The sequence below is a fragment of the Microvirga zambiensis WSM3693 genome, assembly GCF_016735695.1.
Taxonomy (GTDB): domain Bacteria; phylum Pseudomonadota; class Alphaproteobacteria; order Rhizobiales; family Beijerinckiaceae; genus Microvirga; species Microvirga zambiensis.
In genome coordinates, this window is sequence record NZ_JAERQD010000068.1 from 1 (window position 1) to 25,494 (window position 25,494).

The 25,494-nt window shown below is 62.0% G+C and carries 26 protein-coding genes and 1 pseudogene; 11 read left to right on the forward strand and 16 right to left on the reverse strand.

All coding sequences use genetic code 11. The annotated features are described in order from the left end of the window. Positions 1-118: 118 nt before the first annotated feature. From JKL46_RS29165 to JKL46_RS29180, 4 genes are all read right to left on the reverse strand, one after another. Positions 119-766: a hypothetical protein gene (locus JKL46_RS29165; RefSeq protein ID WP_201840571.1), complete on the reverse strand. Its 648-nt coding sequence runs from the start codon at positions 764-766 to the stop codon at positions 119-121. 87 nt (positions 767-853) lie between these two features. Further along, positions 854-1,993 (reverse strand): HlyD family secretion protein, encoded by a 1,140-nt coding sequence (locus tag JKL46_RS29170; RefSeq protein ID WP_201840585.1) that lies wholly within the window; start codon positions 1,991-1,993, stop codon positions 854-856. Next, positions 1,993-2,415 (reverse strand): DUF3302 domain-containing protein, encoded by a 423-nt coding sequence (locus tag JKL46_RS29175; protein WP_201840588.1) that lies wholly within the window; start codon positions 2,413-2,415, stop codon positions 1,993-1,995. Before JKL46_RS29175 ends, JKL46_RS29170 begins: the two co-directional genes overlap by 1 nt. 596 nt (positions 2,416-3,011) lie before the next feature. Continuing rightward, the gene (locus tag JKL46_RS29180; protein ID WP_201840612.1) at positions 3,012-3,638 is read right to left on the reverse strand and encodes a pyridoxamine 5'-phosphate oxidase family protein; all 627 of its coding nucleotides are present in this window, start codon (positions 3,636-3,638) and stop codon (positions 3,012-3,014) included. Between the two features lie 122 nt (positions 3,639-3,760). Here JKL46_RS29180 and JKL46_RS29185 point away from each other — a divergent pair, with 122 nt between their 5' ends. Continuing rightward, positions 3,761-4,666 carry a LysR family transcriptional regulator gene (locus JKL46_RS29185; RefSeq protein WP_201840616.1) on the forward strand — a complete coding sequence of 302 codons (906 nt, stop codon included), beginning with the start codon at positions 3,761-3,763 and terminating at the stop codon, positions 4,664-4,666. A gap of 43 nt (positions 4,667-4,709) precedes the next feature. On the opposite strand, the gene JKL46_RS29190 is transcribed toward JKL46_RS29185, so the two are convergent. Then, positions 4,710-5,402, reverse strand: coding sequence for a DUF302 domain-containing protein (locus JKL46_RS29190; RefSeq protein ID WP_246529607.1), 693 nt, complete (start codon positions 5,400-5,402; stop codon positions 4,710-4,712). A gap of 130 nt (positions 5,403-5,532) precedes the next feature. Between JKL46_RS29190 and JKL46_RS29195 the strand changes: the two genes are divergently transcribed. Next, positions 5,533-6,198, forward strand: a complete 666-nt coding sequence (locus JKL46_RS29195) for an HvfC/BufC family peptide modification chaperone (RefSeq protein ID WP_201840631.1) — start codon at positions 5,533-5,535, stop codon at positions 6,196-6,198. Positions 6,199-6,251: 53 nt separating this feature from the next. On the opposite strand, the gene JKL46_RS29200 is transcribed toward JKL46_RS29195, so the two are convergent. Together JKL46_RS29200 and JKL46_RS29205 are read right to left on the reverse strand one after the other, a co-directional pair. Next, positions 6,252-6,614: a hypothetical protein gene (locus JKL46_RS29200; protein WP_201840634.1), complete on the reverse strand. Its 363-nt coding sequence runs from the start codon at positions 6,612-6,614 to the stop codon at positions 6,252-6,254. Between the two features lie 128 nt (positions 6,615-6,742). Beyond that, entirely contained in the window at positions 6,743-7,684 is a 942-nt protein-coding gene (locus JKL46_RS29205; RefSeq protein ID WP_201840637.1) for a LysR family transcriptional regulator, read from the reverse strand. A 238-nt stretch (positions 7,685-7,922) separates the two neighbouring features. On the opposite strand from JKL46_RS29205, the gene JKL46_RS29210 reads away from it, so the two are divergent. The 8 genes from JKL46_RS29210 to msrA all read left to right on the forward strand — a co-directional run bounded on the left by JKL46_RS29210 (position 7,923) and on the right by msrA (position 15,442). After that, positions 7,923-8,420: a cupin domain-containing protein gene (locus JKL46_RS29210; protein ID WP_201840640.1), complete on the forward strand. Its 498-nt coding sequence runs from the start codon at positions 7,923-7,925 to the stop codon at positions 8,418-8,420. Positions 8,421-8,491: 71 nt separating this feature from the next. Then, the gene (locus tag JKL46_RS29215; RefSeq protein ID WP_201840642.1) at positions 8,492-9,754 is read left to right on the forward strand and encodes an MFS transporter; all 1,263 of its coding nucleotides are present in this window, start codon (positions 8,492-8,494) and stop codon (positions 9,752-9,754) included. Between the two features lie 144 nt (positions 9,755-9,898). Next, the gene (locus JKL46_RS29220; protein ID WP_201840645.1) at positions 9,899-10,723 is read left to right on the forward strand and encodes a 3-hydroxybutyrate dehydrogenase; all 825 of its coding nucleotides are present in this window, start codon (positions 9,899-9,901) and stop codon (positions 10,721-10,723) included. Positions 10,724-10,733: 10 nt separating this feature from the next. Further along, entirely contained in the window at positions 10,734-11,996 is a 1,263-nt protein-coding gene (locus tag JKL46_RS29225; protein ID WP_246529608.1) for a patatin-like phospholipase family protein, read from the forward strand. Positions 11,997-12,068: 72 nt separating this feature from the next. Continuing rightward, the gene (locus JKL46_RS29230; protein ID WP_201840648.1) at positions 12,069-12,893 is read left to right on the forward strand and encodes a 3-hydroxybutyrate dehydrogenase; all 825 of its coding nucleotides are present in this window, start codon (positions 12,069-12,071) and stop codon (positions 12,891-12,893) included. Positions 12,894-13,029: 136 nt separating this feature from the next. Continuing rightward, positions 13,030-13,854, forward strand: a complete 825-nt coding sequence (locus JKL46_RS29235; RefSeq protein WP_201840651.1) for a cytochrome b/b6 domain-containing protein — start codon at positions 13,030-13,032, stop codon at positions 13,852-13,854. After that, the gene (locus tag JKL46_RS29240) at positions 13,844-14,620 is read left to right on the forward strand and encodes a molybdopterin-dependent oxidoreductase (protein WP_201840661.1); all 777 of its coding nucleotides are present in this window, start codon (positions 13,844-13,846) and stop codon (positions 14,618-14,620) included. The genes JKL46_RS29235 and JKL46_RS29240 overlap by 11 nt, the downstream gene beginning before the upstream one ends. A gap of 72 nt (positions 14,621-14,692) precedes the next feature. Further along, positions 14,693-15,442, forward strand: coding sequence for a peptide-methionine (S)-S-oxide reductase MsrA (msrA, locus tag JKL46_RS29245; protein WP_201840669.1), 750 nt, complete (start codon positions 14,693-14,695; stop codon positions 15,440-15,442). Positions 15,443-15,528: 86 nt separating this feature from the next. Here msrA and JKL46_RS29250 read toward each other — a convergent pair whose 3' ends face one another. The 3 genes from JKL46_RS29250 to JKL46_RS29260 all read right to left on the reverse strand — a co-directional run bounded on the left by JKL46_RS29250 (position 15,529) and on the right by JKL46_RS29260 (position 18,329). Next, positions 15,529-16,476 (reverse strand): LysR family transcriptional regulator, encoded by a 948-nt coding sequence (locus tag JKL46_RS29250; RefSeq protein ID WP_201840672.1) that lies wholly within the window; start codon positions 16,474-16,476, stop codon positions 15,529-15,531. Positions 16,477-16,795: 319 nt separating this feature from the next. Then, positions 16,796-17,668, reverse strand: a complete 873-nt coding sequence (locus JKL46_RS29255; protein ID WP_343074149.1) for a DUF2182 domain-containing protein — start codon at positions 17,666-17,668, stop codon at positions 16,796-16,798. Positions 17,669-17,684: 16 nt separating this feature from the next. Continuing rightward, positions 17,685-18,329 carry a DUF1326 domain-containing protein gene (locus tag JKL46_RS29260; protein WP_201840675.1) on the reverse strand — a complete coding sequence of 215 codons (645 nt, stop codon included), beginning with the start codon at positions 18,327-18,329 and terminating at the stop codon, positions 17,685-17,687. 225 nt (positions 18,330-18,554) lie between these two features. Here JKL46_RS29260 and JKL46_RS29265 point away from each other — a divergent pair, with 225 nt between their 5' ends. After that, positions 18,555-19,193 carry a glutathione S-transferase family protein gene (locus tag JKL46_RS29265; protein ID WP_201840678.1) on the forward strand — a complete coding sequence of 213 codons (639 nt, stop codon included), beginning with the start codon at positions 18,555-18,557 and terminating at the stop codon, positions 19,191-19,193. A 179-nt stretch (positions 19,194-19,372) separates the two neighbouring features. Here JKL46_RS29265 and JKL46_RS29270 read toward each other — a convergent pair whose 3' ends face one another. The 6 genes and pseudogenes from JKL46_RS29270 to JKL46_RS29295 all read right to left on the reverse strand — a co-directional run. Further along, positions 19,373-20,203 (reverse strand): NAD-dependent epimerase/dehydratase family protein, encoded by an 831-nt coding sequence (locus tag JKL46_RS29270; RefSeq protein ID WP_201840682.1) that lies wholly within the window; start codon positions 20,201-20,203, stop codon positions 19,373-19,375. A gap of 161 nt (positions 20,204-20,364) precedes the next feature. Further along, the gene (gene arfA, locus JKL46_RS29275; RefSeq protein WP_201840686.1) at positions 20,365-21,921 is read right to left on the reverse strand and encodes an arabinosylfuranosidase ArfA; all 1,557 of its coding nucleotides are present in this window, start codon (positions 21,919-21,921) and stop codon (positions 20,365-20,367) included. Between the two features lie 67 nt (positions 21,922-21,988). After that, positions 21,989-22,837: an ABC transporter ATP-binding protein gene (locus JKL46_RS29280; RefSeq protein WP_201840689.1), complete on the reverse strand. Its 849-nt coding sequence runs from the start codon at positions 22,835-22,837 to the stop codon at positions 21,989-21,991. Positions 22,838-22,849: 12 nt separating this feature from the next. Next, complete coding sequence (locus JKL46_RS29285) at positions 22,850-23,911, reverse strand: ABC transporter ATP-binding protein (RefSeq protein ID WP_201840692.1); 1,062 nt, start codon at positions 23,909-23,911, stop codon at positions 22,850-22,852. Beyond that, entirely contained in the window at positions 23,908-24,777 is an 870-nt protein-coding gene (locus JKL46_RS29290; RefSeq protein ID WP_201840696.1) for an ABC transporter permease, read from the reverse strand. The genes JKL46_RS29285 and JKL46_RS29290 overlap by 4 nt, the downstream gene beginning before the upstream one ends. Beyond that, a pseudogene (locus tag JKL46_RS29295) lies at positions 24,777-25,415 on the reverse strand (ABC transporter permease); the annotation flags it as partial. The pseudogene JKL46_RS29295 and the gene JKL46_RS29290, both read right to left, overlap by 1 nt. Positions 25,416-25,494 lie beyond the last annotated feature (79 nt).

A 25,494-nucleotide genomic window follows, 5' to 3' on the forward strand; every position in this document is an offset into this window, starting at 1 on the left:
CGTTCGATCTTGCCCATGCGAGCAGCATCGCACGTCAGACCAGATTTCGGAATTACCCGTCAGTGACAGAACACTAGGTGCTGATCTTTTCGGAACCCGAGAGTGAGTCCCTACGGCCTCACGAGCCAAGGACGTTGATTGCACGGGAAGCGACGACGACCAGCGTGGCGAGGGCAATCGCGGCTTCTAGCATCATCAACAGCTTCGCCCGCGACGTCAGCGGCACGGCATCAGTTGTGCTGAACGCCGTTGCGGTCGAGAAGCTGAGGAACAGGTAGTCGACGAACATCGGCTGCCACCCAGGACGCACTGCATCGGGATTGGCGGCCTCCGGGAAGAGCCAATCGGCCTGGCGGCCCGGGTCATCCATCCGGCCGGCAGGTCCGCCGCGGTCGAGTTGCCAGAACAGCACGGCAAAGGCGAGCACGACGCTGGTCCACACATTGAGACCGGAGGTCAGGAGCGTGAGGCCGGAGGGCCGCGCGGCACCACCGACGATCTGATGGATCACTGTCGCCAAAGACACCACCTGCGTGGCCAGGGCAATGACCGCGATGGTTCTCATGATGGCTGTTTCGATCCGCAACCAGCGTGGCTTGTCAGCGGCCCAGGAGACGCCAGCCATCGCAAGGCAGGCAATCACCACGACAGCAACGGAAACCCACAGGGGCATGGCCCGATGGTGCTCAGGCAGCACCACGTTCAAGCCCAGCAGTACGAGGACCGTGAGCATGATGTGCCAGCGCGGCTCAATACCCGACGTCATGACGGGGCCTCAAACGAAGCCGATCGACTACCCCAGTGGTGCGCCCGAGAAGAACGTCGTCCCCTTCCACGCGAGGTCTTGGCGCGGTTAGTGTCCCTCGAAGAAGATGTAGTTCTCCCAGCTCCGCATGCGCAGCAGGATGCGCCGCAGCAGCGCCAGGTGCTCCGCATGCTCGGTCAGGATCGCCACCTGAGCGGCGGACCCGAGCGGGATCTGGTATTCGGAGATATCGTCCAGCAGATCGATCTGCGCGACAGCCCGGTCGTTGAGCGTCGTCGACGCGAAATCCTGGAGCACACCCGTGGCCTGGAACTGGCCCGCCGCGATCACGTCGAGGACCTGGGCGACCTTGGCCCTGAAGACCCGTCCCGGCACGGCGTCAAAGGCAACCTCGGCGTCGTCGCCGGGATGGACCCGTTGCAACGAGTTCTGCTGGAACGCCGCCCCGAGCAGGTTGTCGTGGGGACCCTGATTGACGAACACGACGACCGGCCGGAGCGGCGCTGGGACGACATACATCCCGGGACGCAGCGCGACCTGGGTGGCGAAGCCGTCCGTCGGCGCCCGCACGGTCGTCTGGTCCAGATCGAATTCCGCATCGCGCAACTCCGCCTGAAGCTGCGCCACCGTCGTGTTGACGCCGCCGATCTCGGATGAATAGGCAAGGGCAGCCCGCTCTTCCTCGGCCCGTGCGCCGATCATGCTCTGCCGTGACGTCTCGAGATTGCGCTCGTAAGTATCGAGGGTGGCGCGCGCGACAACCTGCTTCTGAAACAGCTCGTTCTGACGATCGTAGTTCTGCTGCGCCAGATCGAATTGCGCCTGCGCCCGATCGGCTCCCGCCTTGGCTTGGTCGAAGGAGGCCTTGAGTTGCTTCACGTTCTGCTCGGCCTCCGCCAGTCGGGCCTTCTTCTCATCGACGACGTATTGATAGGGCTCTGGATCGAGGCGAAAGAGAACGGCGCCTTCCTTCAGCTTGACGTTCGGGGTGACGGGAACCTCGACGACCCGTCCCTTGACGCCCGGCAGGATCGGCGTGACCGCGAAATAGATGCGGGCGGTGGTCGTGAACGGATGGTTGTAGTTCATGAACAGCAACAGGAAGAAAATGCCGACGATGCCACCGAGGGCCGCAGTCGACAGGGTCCACTGATTCACAGGGATGCGAAACAGCTTGAATACCGCCACGCAGATCGCAACGTACATGAGAATGAGCAGCAGTTCCATCAGCCGGCTCCCACCTCCTGTTGTAGGTCTGCCGTTGCCCCGGTTCTTGGGCCGACCGGCGCTTTACCCCCTGGTATGCCGTCTGGCTTGGCTTGCGTCTCAAGCTGCGCGACGCGCCGGCGAAGTTCGGCAACTTCCTCCGTCAATGCCGTCTGGCCGGGCTCGTCCGCCGGCATTGCCCTGAAACCCCACCCCCGTTCGGGCCGGTAGGCCATGGCCCAGATCCAGAGGAAGGGCCACAGGGCGTGGAGCGTGAACAGGCTCACCCACCCGGCCGCGTGAATGGCGTCCTGATGCGGGTGGTGGCGCGACTCGGCGATGCGGTAGGGAATGTCGTGAATGGCGATGATTCCGTAGAACAGCACGATCGCCACAAAGAAGAGGATACCCAGCGCCAGATAGTTCAGGAAGGGATCGCCCATGGCTTGCTGCCTCCGGCAACGTGGCCGCGTCCGAACGCGTCGTCAGGGCCGCCTCCGGCTCCTGATCTGGCCAGCGCTTCCTGACGCTCAGCCCATCGCATCAATTATACGTCCGTAAGGTACTGATGGCGAGTTCTTTGCCTGGCGTCCCCTGAATCTTAAGGCCGAGTGGATCGGTCGGCTTGATTGCTTGGGACGGTGGCTTATCCGTTTGAGACATGATGCGCGAAGGGTGCGCCACCTGCATCGCGGCCGACCCTACGCTGCCGGCACTGCCAGCAATCCCCTCCGGCCTCGCCTCACGACCCACCGTGTATCGCGAGACAGACCAGGGTTCGTCGCGGAGCGTCCATGACGGGGTTCGTCTTACAACTCTCCTTCGAAATCTGGCTTGCAGGTCGCGTGGGTGGTATAATTACCAGGTCAATCGCCCTTGGCTCTGTTTAAGGTGTGTGTTGGGGCGCCTGACACCGCGCCTTCAAGCAGACGCGACAATGTCCGAGCACCCGCCAGCCATTGCACCTCCTGCAGCCCCCGTAACATTCGCGCGACGCCTGCTGCCCATTATGGAGTGGCTGCCTGCGTAAGTGGCTCTATCATGCTTTCGCGGCTTCCAGCCTTGCCAGCAGGGTCGCATTCTCCGCCTCCAGGTGCGCGATCCGATCCCGCATGGCCTCCACCCCCTCCTCGATCTGGGCGAGCGTGAAGCGTGGCGTGATGTGCTGCGGGCAGTTCCAGTCGAACGCTTCCAGATGGAAGACGAAGGCGCGCTCGACCTTGGCCTTGTATTCGGGATCGACGAGTTTCTCCGCCAGATCCGGCGCAGCCGCAAGGTCGACCACCTCGACATGGGCATAGATCTTCAGCCGCCGGCGCCCTGCGTAGTCCATCAGGAACAGGGATGCCCGGTCATTGGCGGCCAAGTTGCCAAGCGAGATGTACTGCCGATTGCCGCGAAAGTCGGCACAGGCCAGCCTCTGCTCATCCAGAACCCGCAGAAACCCGGGCGGGCCGCCGCGGTGCTGGACGTAAGGCCATCCACTCTCCGAGACGGTGGCCATGTAGAAGCTGTCCCGCTGGGCGATGAACTGGGCTTCGGCATGCGTGAACCTGTTGAATTCGCGATGTCCCTTGAAGTCCTGCCAGAGATGATCGCTTTCCATGCTGGCCTGTGCCGCACGCACGCTTGGCGTGATGGCGATGTTCAGAAAGCCATAAGACATGAAGGTCTCCCTCAGACGGTCATAGGGGTCAGCACAGGCTTGGTGAGGAGATTGTAGTCATTCCGCTAGGGAGGATAATCCGCTATTCTTGAGAATGACTCTCTCATCGAATGGAATAATAGATGGACCGCCTTGAGGCCATGTCGATCCTGCTTCTAATCGTTGACAAAGGCAGCTTCTCGGCCGCAGCCCGGGCGTTGCGCATGCCCCTGCCGACCGTCAGCCGGAAGGTGGGCGAACTGGAGGCCCATCTCGGCACACCCCTGCTGCTTCGCACGACCCGCAGGTTGAGCCTCACCGAGGCAGGCATGGCGTATTTGGCGGCTGCCAGGCGCATCCTGGAGGAGGTTCATGAGGCCGAGCGGATCGCAGCGGGTGAGTTCATGACGCCTCGCGGCGAGCTTGTGCTGACGGCACCGATGCTGTTTGGCAGACTTCACTTGCTCCCCATCGTCACCGAGTTCCTTGATGCGTATCCGGAGATCGATGTGCGGCTGCTTTTCTCGGATCGGAACCTGCATCTGATCGATGATCACGTCGACATGGCGGTGCGGATAGGGCCTCTCCCGGACAGCAGCATGATTGCGACCCGGATTGGCACGATGAGGACGGTGGTCTGTGCCAGTCCGCGGCTCCTTGGCTCGCACCGGTATCCGAAGACACCGGCCGATCTGGCAGGCATGCCATGCGTGAGTTTCGACATGCTGGCGGCGCAGTCGATCTGGGTCTTCCAGGGCAGAGGCGCCAAACCGGCCGTTCAGGTGCAGGTCCGGCCGCGTCTGATCACGTCGACGGCCGAGGCGGCGGTGTGGGCTGCGATGCAGGGCGTGGGCATCACGCGGGTGCTGCACTATCAATGTTCGCAGGCTGTCTCGGATGGATTGCTTGAAATCATCTTATCAGAGTTCGAGCCGACCCCTCTGCCGATCCATCTTCTTCATGCGGCACGAGCTATCCTGCCGTTGAAGATGCGGGCCTTTCTTGACTTCGCAAGCCCGCGATTGAAGGAACGGCTAGCCAGACTTTGAGCGGCAACTTTTGGCGGTCGCAACCGACCAACAATGTTTTGCTCTACTTTGCGACGCTTGAGGTGATCGATGCAATAACCTCCGAGGCCTTCTGGAAGGCTGTATCTCGATCGGTGATGCCGTGCCGGCCGGCAATGTAGGCAAAATCGTTGTAAACCGCCCAAACCTCACCTTTCTCGTCTTCCACGACGAGCAGGCGTACCGGCCAGTCAATTCCCGCGATCGGGTTCGAGGTCATGAACTGAGAGCCAAGCGCCGGATTGCCGAAGATGAGAAGAGTCGATGGCCGGAGCTTAATCCCGGCATCCGAGGCGAGCTTTGACTGATCCACTGCGAGGAAGAACATGATGCCTTTTGAGGAGACGTCCTGCTTGATCCGTTTGATCGTCTCGTCGACCGGATAGGCGCTCTTCACCTTCACGATACCGTTCTCGAGGGCCTGCCTGCCAGGATCTTCCGCTCTGGCCGGGACGGAGGAAACGGCGAGCAGGAAGGGGATCAGGGCAGCGGCACATAGTCCTGCGATGCGGGTGGCCATTGGGCATTCCTTCAGGTTGCCGCTCATGCACCACGCATGAGCCATGACAGCAGCATGGACAGAGCCACCTGTCTGTTGAAATACCAAGTGGCTCCCGATTCGATACGCGTCAGCTATCGTGGTCCGTTGACGACTCGATCGTGTGAGGAGGGAAAGCTCCAGATACAACGGCAATGGCTCAGGACCGGGCGCGGTCATAGCATCCTGCTATCGGTTCCATTATTCATTGATATTTCACCAGTACGGCCATTTCCGGAATCATGTCCAACCCGCAGTGCAAACATGGGGCGGTGACCATCCGCTCGAGTCTGCGGAAACGGGAGGAGCCGTGGGACCGTCAGCCTCCATCGTACGCCCCGACTTCGCCAGCCTCATCGAGGCTTTGGCAGCCCGGTTCCCTGTCTGCCGGTCGCTCGTCGGAGATGATTTCTTCCGTACTATGGCGCACACTTTCATTGCGATATCGCCGCCGCACTCGCCGGATCTCATGACATGTTGCGACGACTTCGGTGACTTCATCGACACCATCCCGTCCGCTCGATCGATGCAGTATCTCGGGGACGTGGCGCGTCTCGAGGCAGCGATCATTCGTGCCTCTCATGCGCCTGACGCCAACCCTCTGACCGTCTGCGAGCTTGCGGCATTCGCCGCTCATGCGTGGGAGCGGTGTCTGGCGGTTCTCCATCCGACCATTCAGGTCGTCAGGTCCCGTTATCCCATCGTGACAATCTGGGAGGCAGCGGTTGCGGAGCCGAACGGCGTAGCTGGAATCTCAACACCGGAGGATGCCTTGGTCGCCCGCCTGGATCTCAAGATTGAGGTCCATCGGCTGCCACCCGGCGGCGCGGTTTTCGTGCAGCTTCTGATGAGCAGGGCAACATTCAGGGAGGCTGCAGAAAAGGCGGCCTTGGCTGATCCCGGGTTTGATCTCGTCGCAAGCCTGAGCGTGCTACTCGGCCGTCACCTGATCGTCGGACTCGCCTCCCCATCATGAATCAACGAGATGCCATCTCGTTCGCAATCCTCTTGCCGACATTATCGTCTCCTCTAACCAGCGAGCGGATTCGGCTCGACATGCTCGCGACCGAGAAGGTCGCCGGTGGCCTTGAACCAGCAGATCGAGTCATGTGCGGACACCACCGCGAGCCTCGTCGGTTCGGAGGCCCCTTTATCGGCCAGTGCGGCCCATTTGGCGCTGTCGGCCGCCTGCTCGAGTTCAATCACGGCCTCGCGCTGGACAGGGCCAGGATTGCCTTCCACGGCCGGTCGGGTCTTCGCGAATTTCCGCCGGAATTCCGCGAGAACGGCGGCAAGCACTGGCGATGCGCCAGTGTCGGCTGCGACGGCAGCCTCGGCGGCACTCAATCGGCTGTCGAGCTGCGCACAGACCTGCTCCGCAATCGTCGCCATGATATCCTCCGCGTCGACGGACACGACCTAGTCCGAGGCATGATACCCCAACTTGCTGGCTCCAAGGAGAAACGTGCGCTTGGGGGCCCAACCACAGGCGGCGGCCCGACGGTCCCGCACGCCTTGCCTCATGCGGGTTCCTCCGCCCGTTGACGTTCCTTCTCACGTTCCAGAGCAAGGGCCGGCAGACCGAGCCATTGAGCCTGCATGGCTTCACGCACAAGGGCTCCTACGGCCGGGGAGTAAGGGCGCCCGCGCACCGTCACCAGATTGACCTCGCGCCAGATTTCCGGATCCACCATCGGGCGGGCGACGACCATAGGATGCTTGGAACAGCTCTTGGGCATGAAGCCAAAGCCAAGCCCCGCCGCTATCATGGCCAGGATCCAGTCGTCGCGCTCGCTGCGGTAGACCATCTCGCAGCCCTCGAATCCGTGCTCCTGCCAAATTGGACCCGCATGGCCAGTGAATTCGCAATTGATCCGGTTCAGGTAGCGATCCCCCGTGAGGTCACGTGGCGTGATCGCGTCCCGGAGAGCGAGCGGATGGTCGGGTGAAACGACGATCATGAACTGCTCCCTGAACAAGGGCATGTAGTGCAAGCGCTCGTCAGGCTCTCGACCCGGGATGCAATAGATGGCCACTTCGAGCTGGCCGTTGACGAGCCGTTTTTCCAAGTCGGCCGCGCTCGCATCGACGATTTCGAGCTCGATCCCGGGGTGACGCGCCTGAAGGCCGCTGACAAGATCGACGAGCTCATCCGGCTGGATCGTGCACATCACACCTAGCTTCAAGACTGTTTTCTTCAGCTTGGCGAAGTCGACGGCCTGTCGCTTGGCGGCCTCTGCTTGGGCATAGACGGACTCAAGATGCGGCTTCACCATCCGCCCGAGCTCCGACAGATGGGTGTTGTTCCGCTCGCGATGAAACAGAACTCCACCAAGCTCCTCCTCGAGCAGCTTGATGGCTCGCGTGAGGGAAGGCTGCGCGACATTGCAGCGCTCGGCTGCCCGCGTGAAGTTGAGATCTTCGCAAACGGCGAGGAAGTACCGGATCTGATGCATCTCCATGAGGACCCTCCTACCCGGTGGCTGGCTGGTGCTAGCGATGCAGGCGCTGCCGGCATGCGGGGCTCATCCTCAGACTACCGCCGATCGATCAGCTGCGGTGATAGCTTCTGGCTATGGAATTGAGGCCTACTCGGCATTTCACATCCCAGTCTGCCTGACCGACGATGATGCTACCGCATCGCGCCGGCACCCTCGGATTGCCTCCATCTGGGCGAGGCGGAACAGAGGAGACATTGACATGCTGAACCAAATTCGAGGCCTCTTTATGCCCTGGCACGGATTCTGCGCGGTTGCTTTCCTGGCGGGCGCCGTTCTGGCGGCTCCTGCAAGCGCGGGAGAATGCCCTGCGGACAAGATGAAGGTTGGCGCCCGCACCGAGGGCGAAACACGGCCGAAGGGCGTCACGGACACGGTCCTCGCCGCGATCGACCTGTCGAAGGAGAAGGTCAACTTGCAGGACCGCCAGATGCGGATTCGGAAATTGGTGGTCCAGCCCGGCGGCGTCGTCCCCTGGCACAGCCACGAGGACCGGCCGGCTCTGATCTACATCGTTTCGGGCACGATCGAGGAATATGCCAGCAACTGTGCGGTGCCGATCATACACAAGGCCGGCGAGGTTTCAGTCGAGAAGCTCGGTGTCCAGCACTGGTGGAAGAACACGAGCAAGACCCCAGCAGTCCTGCTGTCCTCCGACGTCTTTCACGAGATGCGGAAACAAGACGAGCACATGATGTGATCATGCCACGGAGCGGTCAGCGCCCGGCATTTCCGCCCGGGCGCGTCTCCGCCGCTTGGCGGGAGGAAACCATGGCGAATATCAGCCAAAGCCAATTCATTCCGATGCATGGCCATCATGCCGGCACGTTCGAACGGACTCTCCTGATCGGCCTGATCGCCTTCCTGACGGTGGTCGATCTCTTCGGCACACAGGCGATCCTTCCGGCCTTGGCGAGGAGCTACGGCGTGACGCCAGCGGCGATGGGCCTTGCCGTGAACGCCACTACCATGGGCATGGCGGCAGCTTGCCTGTCGGTTGCCTACTTCAGCCATCGGATTGATCGCAGGCGCGGCATCCTGGTCAGCCTCACGCTGCTCGCGATCCCCACCGCTCTCCTCGCCATTGCGCCAGATCTTGCAACCTTCACGATGCTGCGGATCGTCCAGGGGCTGTGCATGGCGTCCGCCTTCACCCTCACCCTCGCCTACCTCGGCGAGCATTGCAGTGCAATGGACGCTGGCGGAGCTTTTGCCGCCTATATCACCGGCAACGTCGCCAGCAATCTCTTCGGCCGGCTTCTGGCCGCGGGGCTCGCCGACCATCTGGGCTTGCCGGCGACCTTCCTGTCCCTGGCAGGCCTGAACCTGCTCGGCGCGGTGATCGTCTATGTCTGGCTCACGCAATCCGCGATGATGCCGGCTCAACACGAACGCGGGCGTGCGCCTTTCTCGATCTGGGCCGAGCACCTGCGCAACCCGCTCCTGCGCCCCAGTTTCGCGATCGGCTTCTGCATCCTGTTCGCCTTCATCGGCACCTTCACTTACGTGAACTTCGTGCTGGTCCGCGAGCCGATCGCAATCGATCAGATGACCCTCGGGTTCGTCTACTTCGTCTTCGCCCCCTCCATCGTCACGACTTTGCTCGCTGGCCACGCGATACAACGGTTCGGGACCCGGCCTGCCCTCTGGGGATCCCTGGCCGTTGCAGGCATCGGTCTGCCCCTCCTGGCCGTTCCGAGCCTTCCGGCAATCCTGATCGGCCTGATGCTCGTGGGGATCGGCACCTTCTTCGCGCAGGCGACCGCCACGGGCTTCGTCAGCCATGCGGCAACGACGGACAGAGGCTCGGCGAGTGGGCTTTATCTCGCCTCATACTTTTCCGGCGGGCTGGTGGGCAGCGCGATCCTGGGTCAGGTTTTTGACCGGTATGGTTGGGCCGCGTGCGTCACCGGCGTCGGGATCGCGCTGATGGCCGCGGCGTTGCTGGCCGTGCGGTTACGGCCCGTGGCCGAGAAATCGTTGCCCGAGACAGCGCGCGGTATTCCGCCCCGCTCGCCGGCCGCTATCCGCTAGGCCTATCCGGGAGGCTCGATAGCAGCCCTCTATCAATACGACAGCGAACCGGCATTTCAGATTCGAGCCTCTCGCTGCCATCGTCGAACGGGCTGGACGTCAGCCCACCGGAATGCATCACGACAACTCCGCAGGAGGACCATCATGAACGTCGCTCTCACCCGACCAGCGACCGGTTCCGCAAGAGTTCTGGGCGGCAAGGTCGCCATCATCACCGGCTCGACAAGCGGCATTGGCGAAGGCATTGCTCGCGCCTTCGCTTCCGCCGGTGCCTCAGTGGTCGTCAATGGGTTTGGCAAGTCCGAGGAGATCAACAACACCCTCGAAGATCTGCAAAGAGAGACCGGCAGCAAGGCAGTCTATTCTGCCGCCGACATGACCAAGCCGGACGAAATCGCCGGAATGGTGGATCGTGCCCTGAAGACCTTCGGTCGCCTCGATATCCTGGTGAACAATGCCGGCATTCAGCATGTCAGCCCGATCGACCAGTTCCCGGTCGAGAAATGGGACGCAATCCTCGCCATCAATCTGTCCTCCGCCTTCCATACGATCCGCTTGGCCCTTCCGGCCATGCGGCGTCAGGGCGGAGGCCGCATCATCAACATCGCCTCGGCGCACGCGCTCGTCGGCTCACCGTTCAAGGTCGCCTATGTGGCGGCGAAACACGGGATCGTGGGCCTGACGAAAGTCGTTGCCCTCGAGACGGCGGAGGAAAATATCACCTGCAACGCCATCTGCCCGGGCTATGTCTCGACCCCGCTGGTGGAAGCGCAGATCGACGACCAGGCCAAGTCCCACGGCATTCCGCGGGAACAGGTCATCCGGGACGTGCTCCTGGCGCAGCAGCCCAACAAGCGTTTCGCCACCGTCGAGGAAATCGGCGCCTTCGCGGCATTCCTGGCCAGCGATGCCGCGGCCTCCATCACGGGTGCCGCCCTGCCGGTCGATGGCGGCTGGACCGCTCACTGAGGAGGACGTCATGCTCAAACACGTCACACCCGATGTCCCCAGGAAGGGCAAGGGCTCCGACGAAGCGGTGATCAGCGAACTCGAGCGGACGGGAACACTACCGGACGCGATCACCGAACAACGGCTCCCGGATGTCGTACCAGCCCGTCTGCGACGGGTTCCCAAGGAACTCGGCCAGGTCGTTCTCGTGCTGCAGGGCGGCGGCGCGCTCGGAGCTTACCAGGTGGGCGCTTATCAGGCTCTCCATGAGGCCGGGGTCGAGCCGGACTGGGTGATCGGCACCTCGATCGGGGCGATCAATGCCAGCCTGATTGCCGGCAATGCGGTCGAGAACCGGATGGAGCGGCTTCGGGAGTTCTGGAGCCGCATGCAGCACAGTCCTTGGGTGGAGTTCCTGGGCGCGTTGTCCCTTGCGGGACCACTGGCCACCAACCTGACGACCATCACCCAGGGCATCCCGGCTTTCTTCAGGCCGAACCTGCCGGCATTTCTTGGTCTGCAGGTACCCCTCGGATCGGAATCCGCCGGCTATTATGATACCTCGCCCCTGGCCCGAACCCTGTCCGAGCTCGTGGATTTCGACCGCATCAATGGGAGAGAGACACGCCTGACGGTGGGAGCCGCCAACGTGCGCACCAGCGAGATGCGCTACTTCGACAGCCGCGACATGGACCTCGATGTCCGGCATGTGATGGCATCCGGCGCCCTGCCCCCGGCCTTCCCGGCCATTCGTATCGACGGCGATCTCTACTGGGATGGCGGGATCCTGTCGAACACGCCGGTCGAGGCCGTCTTCGATGACGATCCACGGAAAAACTCGGTCATCTTCGCAGTCCATATCTGGAACCCCCAAGGGCCCGAGCCGGATACGATCTGGCAGGTGATGAGCCGGCAGAAGGACATCCAGTATTGCAGCCGCGCCGTCAGCCACATCGCTCGGCAGAAGCAGATCCACCGGTTGCGCCATGTGATTTCCGAACTTGTGCGCCGGTTGCCTGAAGCCGAGCGGAAGACTGAAGCTGTGCGGGAGCTGGCCGGCTATGGCTGCCTGACCCGCATGCATGTGGTCCGGCTGTTGGCACCGCCTTTCGAAGGTGATGACCACACCAAGGACATCGACTTCAGCCCGCAGGGCATCCGCCGACGCTGCGAGGCAGGCTATGCCGACACGAGCCGTGTTCTTGAGCTGGCGCCTTGGTCGGGCGACTTCGATCCCGTCGAGGGCTTCATCCTGCACGAGGCCCGGCCCGGTGTGATGATGACAGCCGGATAAGGAGCCGATCATGCGGACCGACGCCCTGCCATCAATGATCGGACCTCATGAAGAAGCCGCAGGAGAAGTCTCATGAACATCGCTCTCACTCAGCCTACGGTCGGTACTGCAGGGAGGCTCGACGGCAAGGTGGCGCTTGTGACGGGCTCGACCAGCGGAATCGGCTTCGGCATCGCCCGCTCCTTCGCGAGTGCGGGAGCCTCGGTCGTCATCAACGGCTTCGGCAAGCCCGAGGAGATCCGCGACACGATCGGGACCTTGCAGAACGAGACCGGCGCCAAGGCGATCTACTCCGCCGCCGATATGACCAAGCCGGACGAGATCGCCGGCATGGTGAACTTTGTCCTGGAAGCATTCAGCCGGCTGGACATCCTGGTCAACAACGCCGGCATCTTTCATGTCGGCCCGGTTGATCAGGTCCCGGCCGACAAGTGGGATGCGGTGCTGGCGATCAACCTATCGTCTGCCTTCCACACGACCCGCCACGCCCTTCCCGCCATGCGCCGCCAAGGTGGGGGCCGCATCATCAACATCGCCTCGGCGCTTGGTCTCGTCGGTTTGCCGCTCACATCGGCCTATGCGGCGGCCAAGCACGGGATCGTGGGGCTGACCAGGGTGGTGGCACTCGAGACAGCGGAGCAGAACATCACCTGCAACGCGATCTGCCCGGGCAACGTCTGGACACCCCTCGCGGAGGCACATATCGCGGACCAGATCCAAACGCGTGGGCTCCCGCGCGAAGAGGTGATCCGGAACATCCTGCTGGCCGAGCAGCCGAACAAACGCTTCGCCATGGTCGAGGAGATCGGGGCCCTCGCCGCTTTCCTGGCGAGTGACGCCGCGGCGTCGATCACGGGCGTCGCCCTGCCGATCGACGGCGGCTGGACGGCCCATTGAGGAGACAACGACAAATCCTGGATTCCGGCACCATAGGGTATCGCGGTCACGCAATCGTGTTGCGATCCGTGCATCGGCGCATCCGGATTGGGTGTAGCGTGAGTACCGCATGGAGCCATTGCAACGGGAGACGACCATGGTCGAACGACCCACGGCTTCCATCCGCCGACATTCCATCATGGTCCGTGTGACCCACTGGATCAACGCAGCGTGCCTGTTGATCCTGCTGATGAGCGGCCTGCAGATCTTCAACGCCCATCCGGCGCTCTACTGGGGCCAAGCCTCTGCCTTCGATCACCCTCTGCTCGCCTTGACGGCAACCGACAACAATGAAGCTGGTATCAGGGGCGTCACGCAAATTCTCGGTCATGCGTTCGACACAACGGGCCTTTTCGGCGCATCAACCGGCCCCGGAGATCAGATCTGGGCGCGCGGCTTCCCATCCTGGCTGACGCTTCCAAGCTATCAGGATCTGTCGACTGGACGGCGGTGGCACTTCTTTTTCGCCTGGCTCCTTGTTTTCAACGGCGCCGTGTATCTCGTTTACGGTCTCATCAGCGGCCATTTGCGCCGTGACCTCCTGCCGACCCGCCTGCAACTCAGGAAGATCGGGCATACGATCCGGGAGCACCTCCTCCTGCGCTTCCCGCATGGCGACGAGGCCCGACATTACAACGTGCTTCAGAAGCTGACCTATCTGGCCGTCGCTCTCGTGCTGCTGCCGCTGGTGGTGCTCACCGGCCTGACGATGTCGCCCGGAATCGATGCCGCCGTTCCGGAACTCCTCACCGTCTTTGGAGGCCGGCAGTCCGCCCGCACGATCCACTTCCTGGCAGCATCGGGACTGGTGCTGTTCGTTCTTGTGCATATAGCCATGACCCTGCTGTCGGGGGCCTGGAACAACCTTCGCTCCATGATCACTGGAACTTATGTCCTTCCGGGAGGCCCTCATGCGCACTGATCCGGGGCGACGCAGCTTTCTCAAGCGGACCGCCGCGCTCGCCGGAACGCTGGCGCTCGGCGGCTGCGATCGCCTGTCCGAGACGCCCTGGTTCCGGGAGGTCCTGGAGAGCGCCGAGAGCGCGACTTCGAGGGCGCAGCGGTTTCTCCTGGGTTCTGGCCCCTTCGCCCGCGAATATACCGAGGCGGATCTCTCGCCCGTGTTCAAGGCAAACGGCTCGACCTCGGTCGATGACTCCGACTACCAGATCCTCGCCGAGAAGGACTTCGTCGATTGGCGGCTGCAGGTCGACGGCCTGGTCTCGCACCCGCAGAAACTCTCTCTCGCTGAACTCCGGGCGATGCCGTCGCGCACACAGATCACCCGTCACGATTGTGTGGAGGGCTGGAGCTGCATCGGCCAGTGGACGGGTGTCCCGCTGGCGCACGTGCTGGAACGGGCCGGGGTGCAATCGCGGGCACGCTACGTGGTATTCCGCTGCGCCGACACGCTCGAACCGACGCCGGATGGCACCGGCCGGTATTATGAGAGCCTCGGGTTCGAGGATGCCTATCACCCGCAAACGATCCTCGCCTACGAGATGAACGGGCGCCCGTTGCCGATCCCGCACGGGGCGCCCCTGCGGCTGCGCGTCGAACGTCAGCTCGGCTACAAGATGGCAAAGTACGTGATGAGGATCGAACTCGTTGAGAGCCTTGCCGGGATTGGCCGTGGCCGCGGCGGCTTCTGGGAAGATCGCGGTTACGAATGGTATGCGGGCATCTGATGGTTCTCACAGCTCTTCCATCGATCGTCGCCAGTTTGGTCTGCCCTATTTCGGGTTAGTAAGGAGCAAACGATGTCATCCGTCGCAATCGTCAGCAGGCTCGCAACAGCTTTTCATCGGCACGTGAAGAAAACTATCGGTGGACCGGTTCTGGTGGCTGCCACCGTCGGATTCGGCCTCTGGCGCCTGGTGGATTTGTCCGCCAATGCAGCCGTCACGATCCCACCGCCGATGATGGACGAGCCAGTCGGTGGGGCTTCAGAAACCGTTGTTCTGGCCGGCGGATGCTTCTGGGGTGTCCAGGGCGTGTTCCAGCACGTCAGGGGCGTGACGAGCGCTATCTCGGGCTATTCCGGCGGGAAGCCGGACACGGCACAATACGAAACCGTAAGCTCGGGTCGGACGGGTCATGCGGAGTCCGTCAAAGTGACATTCGACCCTCATCAGGTCAGTTTGGGCCAGATCCTACAGATCTACTTTTCGGTGGTGCATGACCCGACGGAGCTCAATCGGCAGGGGCCTGATGTCGGGTCGCAGTATCGCTCTGCGATCTTCGCAGACAACGACGCCCAACGCGAGGTGGCGCGCGCTTACATCAACCAGCTGAACCAAGCCCGGGTGTACCCGAAGCCGATCGTCACGACGGCGGATCGGCTGACCGGGTTCTATCCGGCTGAGGCCTACCATCAGGATTTTCTGACCCTGCACCCTAGCTATCCATACATCGTCATCAACGATCTTCCGAAGGTCTCTGATTTGAAGCGGATCTTCCCGGAGCTTTATCGCGAAAATCCCGTCCTGGTTACAAAACCGGGAACCTGATCGGCAACGGCACGAACGCCAGGCGGAGCCAAGTGCCATCCATCGGCGGGTGGCATCGCCGGACGGCACGCAACACTACGGGTCCATCAGCTCGTGATGGGCAGATCGGCTGTTTCCAGCATGTCTTTGGAACGCTCCACCGCGAAAGCCCGCCTTCCGAACCAACGCATGCTCGTGGCCTCGCGCACCAATGCTCCGACGGCCGGTGAGTGAGGTCGGCCCCGCACGGTGACCAGATTCACCTCGCGCCAAAACTCGGGCTCGATGATCGGCAGGCCGAGGACCGCAGGATGGCTGACCGAATTGGCCGGCATGAAGGCCCAGCCAAGACCTGCCGCGACCATGGCCAATGTCCAGTCATCCCGCTCGCTCCAATAGACGGCCGTGCATTTGACGTTTTGCGCCTGGAACACCGGATCGGCGTAGCCCGCGAACTCGCAATTCGTGCGGTGGATGTAGCATTCGCCGTCGAGATCCTTCACCCGGACGGCGTTCCGGCTCGCCAGGCGATGCTGCCTGCCGAGCGCCGCCACGATCTGCTCCCGGAATAGCGGAAGAGCATGGAGCCGTTCGTCCGGCCCTTGGCCGGGAATGCAGTAGATGGCAACCTCCAGGTCGCCTTGGAGGAGACGTTCTTCCAGTTCCCACGCATTGGCGTCGGCCATCTTCAGCTCGACTCCTTCGTGTCGGACTCGCACCGCACTGACGAGATCGACAATCTGATCGGGAGCGATGGTGCACATGATGCCGAGCTTGAGCGGCGTATGCGTCAGCCTGGCAAAGTCCCCTGCTTGGCGTTTCGCCGTCTGCATCTCGCGGTAGACCTGCTCCAGGTGCGGGTGAACGATCCGACCTAGCTCCGACAGATGCGTGTGCGCCCGCTCTCGGTGGAAGAGTGGCCCTCCGAGTTCCTGCTCCAGCTGCCGGATGGCCCGCGTCAGGGAGGGCTGGGCTACATGGCAGCGCTCGGCCGCCTGAGTAAAGTTCAGCTCCTCGCACAGGGCGAGGAAATACCGCACCTGATGCATCTCCATGGCATACCTCCCGCAATCTTGGTCTTCATGACAAGCAGGGGTCTGATCTTCTTCCTGTTGAACTCTGTCTTCTTACGATGCAAGGAGCGTCGAATACGCTGATTTCGGGCACCGAGAGCATGTCCAGCCAGCGACCGCGAGAACTCTCGAAGGGCACCCGGTTTGTAGGGTGGGGCCTCCTGCAGGCGCGTTCAGAGGACCGCCAGACGCGACGCTCGTGAAAGAATTCTGATTTCCGTAGTTTTCGCGGAAAAGCGGCGAACTGAAGGACAGGCCCGCTGTTTCGGATGGCGGAGAAATGCCTGCTGGCTTGGCGCCGTCATGCGGCCATCCAGGACATCGGCAAGGTTCCGGCGGCGACGGCCACCCCACCTGCAACGAGCGCCAAGCCGATGATGGTTGAGAGACGTTGGCCCAAGGGGAGCACTTTCTCGGCGAAGACCAGCAGGGTCAGCAGCAACATCCAAGCCAGGTTCATGACGCCTGCGGCCACCAGGATCCCGAACAGAGCCCAGCAGCAGCCGAGACAGTACAAGCCATGCCGGGCTCCCATCCAGAGGGCGCCGGCTCGCCCTTCACGCCAGTGCAGCGCCACGAAGGCCAGCGGCGAGCGGCAATGGCGCAGGCACAGGCGCTTGAGCGGGGTGAATTGATACAGCCCGGCTATGATCAAGGTGCCAGCCAGGGCAAAAGGGGCCCAATCGGCAAAGCCCCTGACGCTCGATCGGGATGCCAGCTCAGGGCCCCATTGAACGACGGGGTATACGAGCAGACCGGCGCCGAGCCAAACCATAAGATAGCCTGCGATGAAGACCCAGGTAGGGATGAACACCGCCCGGCCACGCCGCGCCTGGGCCTGGGCGAAGGTCAGGATCATCGGCGCTGCGGCCGGCAGCATCATCGCGGCCATCATCACCGTCCAAACCACGATGAAGGCGCCCGCCCCCACAATCGAGAAACCAGCATCGGACGTTCCGCCCATGTCCATTCCATCCATGGCAGCGGAAGGCTGGCCGGAGTCGATCATGCCCGTTGACGCACTCATGGTGAGCGATTGATACAGGGTCAGCCCCCAGGCGCCAGCCGTCAGGACGATCAGGGAAACGAGAAGAGACAAGCGCGCATGCCTGAGAAGGGCAGTCACACCTGGGCCGGGGATGTGCTTGCCCTGATTCATGCCTTCGCCCGACACGCCGGCCTCCGTAAACCTAGGCCGAAGCGGGCCCCGACCAGTCGAACGGGATGTGCTTGCTCGACCGGCTCTCGCCCGTCCACTGGAAGCCGAACCCCTCCATCCGGGCCTCGACCGACCGGCCCCAGGTGGCAACCTGCCCGGGGCCAACCTCCGAACCGGGTGGGTTGAGCGTTTGGACCCGCTGCCCCGGCGGCGTGGTCGGCCCGGTCAGCGCCTCAGCCCGCCCGGCGACGTTGCCTGGGATTTCGGCCCGCCAGAAGGCGAGATCATTGGCGACTTCGAAGATGATTGGGACGAATGCGACCCCGCGCAACTCACCGATGTTGGCGGCAAAGCTCGCGGGCCATCCACCCGCCTTCCCCGAGAAGATCGTCTGCAGCGCTTGGCGCTCCTGCTCGCCGGCCCTCTCGTCGATGAACAGGCCCATCACGGCCTTCGCTTCGCCCGTCCACAGATTGCCCTCGAAGGCCCCGAGCGCGAGCAGATTGAGATCATCGAGACGGACAGTGCCGAAATGGCCAGCCCGGATATGCCACGCGAGCATGCCCTGGCAGGCGTTGTTGGTGGGGGCCTGAGCAAATTCGCAGGGACAAGGAATGTCGCAGCTGCAGATGTCGAACCAGTCGCCGGCCAGATGCCAATCAGGGATGGTGCTCATGAGAACATCCCTCCTCGTCTGCCGCATGATACTCCCGAGAGATGCAAATGTCAGGCACAACAGCGAAAGCCTCACCTCACCTCCGACTGCCTGTGGTTCTACGCACCGGGGATCTTGATGAAATCGCTTGGTCGTTATCCTTGACCCTGACGGACCTGGCTCATCCGGTTCTGATCAATTGCCAAGTTTCCAAACCAAACTAAGGTGCCGTTTCTGGGAGGAACCATGCACTACACCCTTCATGCCGCGCCGGGCGCTTGCTCGTTCGCCCCTCATATCGTTCTCGAGGAGCTCGGCAGGCCATACACACTTGCTTTGATGTCCGGCGGGCACCCCGAGACCAAGACCGAGGAGTTTCGACGGCTCAACCCAAAGGGCCGCATCCCCGTCCTGACCGCTGATAACTTCGTGCTCACGGAAGCGGCTGCCATTCTGCTGCATCTCGGCCTGACGAACCCTGATGCGAAGCTTTTAGGGTTTGACGCGGAAAGCATCGCCCGATCCGTCGAGTGGTTTAATTGGCTATCCGGTTCAGTGCATGCCGTGGCAGTCCGCATGATCTGGCGACCGGACACCTTCTTACCCGAGGAGACGATGTTTCCGCCTCTGATCGAGAAGGGGAAAGAGCACCTTGCGTCGGCCTACGCCTTGATCGAGGCGAGATTGACGGAAAGAGCCTGGGCCTTGGGAGATCTTTACTCGGTGGTCGATCCTTACCTGCTGGTGTTCTATCGCTGGGGGAATCGCATGGCCCTTGATATGCAAGGCACCTACCCTGCCTGCACTGCTCATGCGCGCCGTTTGGAGGAACGGGAAGCTGTGCAACGCGCCTTGTCCCAGGAGGGGATTTCTCTTTGGAAATGATCTCCTGAGTCATGGAGCCTTCAACAATGACATGAGGCAGGCAGACAACGGTTTGCACTGGGTTAGGAACCAAGATTCCCTGCGCTCTCGGAACGTCCAGGTCGATAAGGATCGCTGTCTTCTTCCTGGTCGGCCCTATTCCGAGGGTGGCAGTTCCCGAAGTGGTTGTTCATTTCGCTTTACCGACTCATTAACCGAGCGATATCGGCAGCGAAGCGAATCTCAGAATCGTCCTGTGGCTGATAGTCGATTACACGACGAGCATTGGTGATGCTCCAGAAAGTACGGGCGTTGTTGGAAACCCCGTAGAATATGTGAAACGGCACCCCGTGCTCGTCGTCGATCTGAGGTGTCTCGATGGATTTGCAGAAGAGCTGCTGCAAGTCGCGCTCGCTGATGTAGCCTGCGAGCTCGCGCACATAGCGATGGCGGGGCAGATCGGCAAAGTTGTTGGCGTCGATCTCTCGGGGAACAACAATCCGCAGCTGGATCACCTCCAGCTTGCGGCCCAGACTGCCACATGCATACAGAAACCCTAGCGACTCGTAGGCGGCTTTCGCCCAACCGTAAAAGTTGTCCGGCCGCGGGTAATCTTCCGGGCTGACACGATCGCGCAGACCGGCAAAGTAGGGTTGCTCGTACCACTTCGCAGCCTGATTGGTGCTGGCCGCCACGACCCGTCGTACGCCCTGGTCCAGAGCCGTCTGGTAGACCCGCTGCATCATGTCGATGTTGCGGCGTTCGCCGTCGTACTGGCTTTGCGGATCCGGTCCGCCTGGCCGATGGTAAGCCGCGTGGACGACAACATCGATGCCCGCGAAGATGCCTTTCAGATCAGCAGCGCTCGCTGATAGCAGATCGAACAACTCGACGCCGCTGACTGCCTGACCAGCTCCATTCTCTACCCGAGAGTCGATGAGGCGCAGATCATAGCGTTCGCGGAAGGCTGGGAGCAACTGGCCGGCGATGTAACCGGTTGCCCCTGTCAGCATCACCCGTAGTTTTGCCATGGCCTACCTCCTCCATGCCCCTCGCTGCGTCTTGTGTGAACCGTGCCGAGAACAAATCTTGCCTTCGACGACCGCGAAACGCCGGGAGGGTACATGTCCCTCCCGGCGCCTCGTCCGAGCCGGTTCTCCCAGATCGGCTTTCCGTAGCAGTATCGCACGGACTACTGCTGCTTCTGAACCCCCAGTCGGATAACATTCCACGAGGCCGGCGAGAGCCTGGCCCGCACCTGTTCTCCCCAAACCTCCACACCCTCCAAGGGAGCGGGCTTGATCTTATCCGGTTCATCCTTCGTGTTGACGGCCATCAAGTCGTCGTTGCGCAGCTGGTGCGCCTCTTTGACCGCAAGACCCTCGAAGCCGCGCACGACAGCCTCCATCGACAGGCTCTCATCCAGGCTGCGGTTGAGCGCAAAGATGGTGATGCAATCCTCATCAGGGTTGTGAACCACAGATAGCTTAAGATAAGGCACTTCCGAGAGCGGGAAGCGCAGGTCGGATGTACCGCGCGGATCGTAGTATGTCGTCTCGTAAGTGGGCGAGTCCACGTTCGTTTGCAGCACCGTCCCGCGGCCAAGCGTACTCATGTCCTTGAACGGGTAGAAGATCGTCTGCCGCCAGGCAGGTCCGCCGGTCTCGGTCATGATCGGGGCGATGGCGTTCACCAGTTGCGCGAGGCAGGCCGATTTCACGCGATCCGCATGATTGAGCAGCGAGATGCAGGCCCCACCGAAGGCAAGCGCATCCTGCATGTTGTAGATTTCCTCGAGGATCTGGGGCGCGACCGGCCAGCCGAGCTTCACCCGACCTTCATTCTTGCGACGGGTCCGGTACCAGACATTCCATTCGTCGAAGCTCAGCATGATCCGCTTGGACGAGCGACGCCGTGCGGCCACCGCATCCGCAATGGCGACAACTTCTTCGATGAAGCTGTCCATCAGGTCCGGGCTCGCCAGAAAGGCCGGTGTATCATCAGCATAGTTGTTCAGGTAGGTGTGCAGGGAGATGTACTCGACGTGATCGAATGAGTGCTCGAGCACCGTGTCCTCCCAGGTGCCGAAGGTCGGCATGTTGCGCGAAGAGGAACCGCAGGCTGCGAGTTCGATCGTCGGATCGATCCATTTCATGAGCTTGGCGGCCTCGGAGGCGATCCGTCCGTATTCCCAGGCCGTCTTGGTCTCCATCTGCCAGGGGCCGTCCATCTCGTTGCCGAGGCACCAGAACTTCACGTTGTGCGGCTTCTCCCATCCGTGAGCGCGGCGCAGATCGGACAGTTCCGTCCCACTCGGGAAGTTGCAGTATTCGAGCAGACGACGGGCATCGTCGGGGCCCCGGGTGCCGAGGTTGACAGCCATCATGGGCTCGACGCCGGCTGCCTGACACCAATCCATGAACTCGTTGGTGCCGAACGTGTTGGGCTCGGTCGACATCCACGCGAGGTCGAGCCGGCGCGGACGGTTCTCCACAGGGCCGACGCCGTCCTCCCAGTTATATCCGGAGACGAAGTTTCCGCCCGGGTAACGGATGATCGTCGGTCCGAGTTCACGGACGAGTTCAAGCACGTCGCGCCGAAAACCTCGCTCGTCGGCGTCTGGGTGGCCCGGCTCGTAGAGGCCGCCGTAGACGCATCGTCCCAGATGCTCGACAAAGGCTCCGAAAAGACGAGGATCCGTTTCCGCGATGGAGAAATCGCGGTCAATGGTGACTTTGGCTTCTTTCATGGGGAGGCTCCGATCAGTGAAGTGCGGTCTCGGTTTGTTTGAATCATCGGCGGAAATGAGGATTGGATCAGGTGGCGATCGCGGGCATGCCGCCCGTGAAGCTGCTATCCCGCCAGGCGTCGTCGACCGACAGCACCGCTTGGCGAAGCTTGATGGAATAGGGATGCTGCGGCGCGGCCAGCACAGTCCGGGCGTCGCCGCCCTCGACCACCCTGCCCTTCTGCATGATTATCAGACGGTCGCTGATGTAATAGGCGGTCGCCAGATCGTGCGTGATGTAGATGATCGAGACGCCGAATTCATCGCGGAGCTTTTTGAACAGGTTGATGACCGTCATGCGCAGCGACGCGTCGATCATCGAAACCGGCTCGTCAGCGACGATAAGCGATGGATTGGACACGAGCGCGCGGGCGATCGCCACGCGCTGGAGCTGGCCGCCCGACATTTCATGCGGATAGCGTCCTCGCACCTCGGCGAGCGATAGGCCGACCTTATGCAAGGCCTCGTCCGCCCGCTCCGCCGCCTTCTCGGACGTCCGGCATTCGGTGAAGCGCTGGGCCGCGCTGAACAGGTAGCGGTCGATGCGCTTCAAGGGGTTGAACGCATCGAACGGATTCTGGAAGATCGCCTGCACATGGCTCATGAATTCGAGCCGGGCGCGGCGACTGCGGATTTCACGCAGATCCTTTCCCCGGAAGCGGATTTGACCGCTCGTAGGGGGCAGGCTGTTCAGGATCATGCCCGCGAGAGTCGTCTTCCCGCTGCCCGACTCGCCGATGATGGTGAACACCTCGGGCTTGTCCGCCGCGAGGGAGAAGCTGACATCGTTCACGGCATGATTGACCCGCCGCGATACGAAACCGCCTCTTGTGAAGATCTTGTTGACGTGTTCGACCTCAAGAAGGTTCGGCCTCATGCGCTCGCCTCCTTATGCGACCGGCCGGACCCTGGCGGGGTCGGCTTGGGCAACGTGGCAGGCTGTCCGGTGTCCGGGCAGGATTTCCACCATCGGGGGAGCCTCGCGGCGGCAGATGTCGATGGCGAGGGGGCATCTGGGATGGAACCGGCACCCCGGTGGAGGATCGGCAAGACTTGGAGGCGATCCTTCAAGCCCCTTTTTCGGCGCCTCGTCCCCGATGCGCGGCAGGCTGGAGATCAGATGCGCGGTGTAGGGATGGAGCGGCCTCTTGAACACGTCCCTGGTCCGGCCCTCCTCCACAAGCCGGCCGGCATACATGATGCCGAGACGATCAGTGAGGTTGGCGTGAACCGCCATGTCGTGGGTCACGAACAGGACCGACGACCCGAACTCCTGCTGGATCTCTCGGATCATGGAGAGAACGCCCTTCTGGACGATCACGTCCAGCGCGGTCGTCGGCTCGTCGGCGATGATGAATTCCGGACTGCAGATGGTCGCGAGGGCAATGGTCACCCTCTGCCGCATGCCGCCGGACAATTCGTGCGGATAGGCCTGGAGGACTGCAGGATCCAGATGAAGGCGCTTCAAGTGCCGCTCCACAAGCCTCGTGAAGTCGGCGCCTTTGGCGCTCACATGCGGCAACGCGAAATCCGCGAAGGCGTGCTTGATCCGCCGAACCGGATTCAGCACGCTCATGGAGCCCTGCATGATGTAGGACAGGTGGCTCCAGCGGATCGCCGACAATTCGTGCGGCGAAAGCTTGTAGATGTCCCGCTCCCCGTCCTTGAAGGCGAAGCGCACTGATCCTTCGACCACCCTGAGCGGCGGACGAATGGCGCCCGCAATGGTTTTGATGAGGGAAGTCTTGCCCGAGCTCGACTCGCCTGCGAGGCCGTAGATCTCGTTGCGATTGATCTTGAGGCTGACATCGTCGACCGCCCGCACCTCGCGGTCGATGCCAAATAGCTTCACCTTGTAATAGGCCTTCAATCCGTCGACAGAGAGCAGCGGAACGGCCTGCGGTGCCTTCACGACGTCGGAGGAAGGAATGGAGCGAAGTTCTGCGATCATGCCTGCCCCCCAAGACGGCTGAGGCGGCTGCGCGGATCGATGTACTCGTTCATCGAGATGGCAAGCAGGAACAGCCCGATGAACAGCATGATCACCAGCATGATGGGGAACGTGATCCACCACCAGATACCCGAAACCATAGCGGTATGCTGGTTTGCCCAGTAGATCATCCCGCCGATAGTGGGAGTATTGATATCGGTGAAGCCCAGGACCGAGAGCGTCACTTCGATGCCGATCGACCAGTTGATGTTGTTCATGGTCGTCGAGAACACGATCGGCAGGACGAACGGCAGGTGCTCCTGAAAGACGATCTTGCCCGTGCTCATGCCGGAGAACACCGCCTGGCGGGTGAATTCGCGGGTCCGCAGACTCATGGCGATGGACCGGATCAGTCGCGCGTCATAAGCCCATCCCAGCAGTGCGGTAATGATCGCGAGCATCGCCCAGGTCATCTCGTCCCGCATGATGAAGTAGAACAGCACCAGGATGGGAAAGAGCGGGACGACCACGAAGGTGTCGTTGATCGACATCAGGATCCGGTCGACCCAGCCGCCTTTGTAGCCTGAGATCAGCCCGACCAGGAGCGATATGACACGGCTGAGAGCCGCGACCACGATGCCGAAGAGAAGAGTGTTCCGAATTGCGAAGGTGAGTTGCCAGAACACGTCCTGCCCGCGCGACGTGGTGCCCAGCGGATATTCCCAGGAAGGCGGCACATCGGGCGGCACGACGTACACGTCCATCGGCGGATAGGGTGAGAAGAAGGAGCAGCCGGCTACAGCCAGCACGATCAGGACGAGCATCAGGCCGACGGCGAACTCGCCGTTGTACCGTAAAAGGTCGCGAAGAATTCTGAGCGTACTCATCAGCGCGCCTCCACCCGCGGGTCGATCAACGGATAGAGCAGATCGATCAGCAGGACAGTGGCGGAGACGGCCACGATCGAGACGGTGGTGATGCCGAGAACCAGGCTGTAGTCGCCGGCATGGACCGCACTGATCAGCAACGATCCGACGCCCGGGTAACCGAAGACCTGCTCGGTGATGATCGCACCATTGAAGATGGCGCCCAGCTGCAAGGCGAGGCCCGTGACCTGGGGGCCGAGGGCATTGCGCATTACATAGGAGCGCAGGATCTTGCCGCGCCTGACGCCCGCCAGCTCCGCATAGACCACGTAGTCTTCCGTCACGATATTGGATACGAGGGCACGCATCCCCATGAACCACCCGCCGATGCCGACCGCCATGAGCGAAAGCACGGGAAGGATCGAGTGGACCACGACATCGAGTGCAAACGCGAAGGTGTTGGAGCGGTCTGATGCCATCGTGGCGCCGCCGCTGATCGGCAGAACCGGCCAGAGGAACCCGAAGATGATGAGAAGAACGAAGGCGACCACGTAGTATGGGATAGGGTGGATTCCCATGCTCAGAACGCCGAACGCCTTGAGGATGCGGCTGTTGCGGTAGTAGCCCGCAAGACCGCCGAGCAGATTTCCGAGGATCCAGGGACGGATTCAAACGGTCGTCGCAACACCCTGAAGGAGGAGGTTGCGATGAGCATTCGAAAGCGGCGGTCGGATCGAT